Raw genomic sequence first — 1,295 nt, 5'->3', positions numbered from 1 at the left:
TGAGGTTGTTCCGGTTTGGCGGACATCCGGAGATCTGGGCGCGTGCCCGGGAAGGGATGTCCATGATGGAGAACATGGCGAACAGGAAGCCGCGCAGGCCGCGGCGGCAGTTCACGCCGGAGTTCAAGGCGGAGATCGTGGAGTTGTGCCGTCGTGGTGACCGGTCGGTGCCCGAGGTCGTGAAGGACTTCGACCTCACTGAGACCGCGGTGAGGCTGTGGGTGGCCCAGGCCCAGGGTCAGGACAACGAGCCCAAGGCCAAAGAGAGTGATCTGGAGCTGAACGAGCGGGCCGAGCTGGCCGCTCTGCGGCGGGAGAACCGCCGCCTGAAGGAAGACATCGACATCCTCAAGCGGGCTACGGCTTTCTTCGCGAGGGAGACCCGGTGACGGTCCACCCGTTCATCGAGGCGGAGAAACGTGCAGGTCACAACGTTAAACGCGCGTGTGAGCTGATGCAGGTCTCCCGGTCCGCCTTCTACCAGCGGCTGAAGAACACGCCCGGACCGCGTGCTGCCCGCGACCGGGAACTGACCGAGCAGATCACCCAGGTCCACGCCCGCTCACGCGGAACCTATGGCGCCCCACGCATCCACGCCGCTCTCAAACGCGAGGGCCAGGCCTGCGGCCGCCGCAGAGTCGCCCGTCTGATGAGGGCCGCCGGACTGCAGGGCCTCCACCGAAGGCGCCACCGCACCACCATCCCCGATCCACGGGCGGCTGACCGCCCTGACCTGCTGCAACGTGACTTCGCTCCGGGTTGGGAGACCAGCTGGGCCCGCTGGTGCGGAGACATCACCTACATCCCGACCGGCCAGGGCTGGCTCTACCTCGCCACCGTCATCGACATCTCCACCCGCAAGGTCATCGGCTGGGCCACCGCCGACCACCTGGGCACATCCCTGGCCGCCGACGCCCTCAAAGCCGCCTGCCGCCGGCACCGGCCCCAAGGACCGGTGATCTTCCATTCCGACCGCGGAATGCAGTACACCAGCCGCGACTTCGCCCGCCTGGCCGCATCCTTCAACATCCGGCTGTCCGTCGGCCGCACCGGCGTCTGCTGGGACAACGCCCTCGCCGAATCCTTCTTCGCCACCCTGAAGAACGAACTGGTCAGCCGGCACGCCTGGGAAACCCACACCGCCGCCAGAACCGCGATCTTCGAGTACATCGAAGGCTGGTACAACACCCGCCGACTCCACAGCAGCCTCGGCTACCAAAGCCCAGCCCAGTACGAACCAACCACCGCCTGAATCAAGACAACACACCTGTCCGCCAAAACGGAACAACCCCAGG

At 66.5% G+C, this 1,295-nt stretch carries 2 protein-coding genes; both read left to right on the top strand.

Annotation, left to right across the window (positions count from 1 at the left end; all coding sequences use genetic code 11):
• On the top strand, positions 1 to 389 hold a 389-nt coding region (locus AB0D44_RS34375), incomplete at its 5' end, for a transposase (RefSeq protein WP_362598848.1).
• Complete coding sequence (locus AB0D44_RS34370) at positions 386 to 1,252, top strand: IS3 family transposase (RefSeq protein WP_362598845.1); 867 nt, start codon at positions 386 to 388, stop codon at positions 1,250 to 1,252. The genes AB0D44_RS34375 and AB0D44_RS34370, both read left to right, overlap by 4 nt.
• Positions 1,253 to 1,295 lie beyond the last annotated feature (43 nt).

The sequence above is a fragment of the Streptomyces sp. NPDC048349 genome (genome assembly GCF_040651925.1).
Taxonomy (GTDB): domain Bacteria; phylum Actinomycetota; class Actinomycetes; order Streptomycetales; family Streptomycetaceae; genus Streptomyces.
Note: the sequence above shows the minus strand (reverse complement) of the source record. Positions and strands in the feature narration are given on the sequence as shown.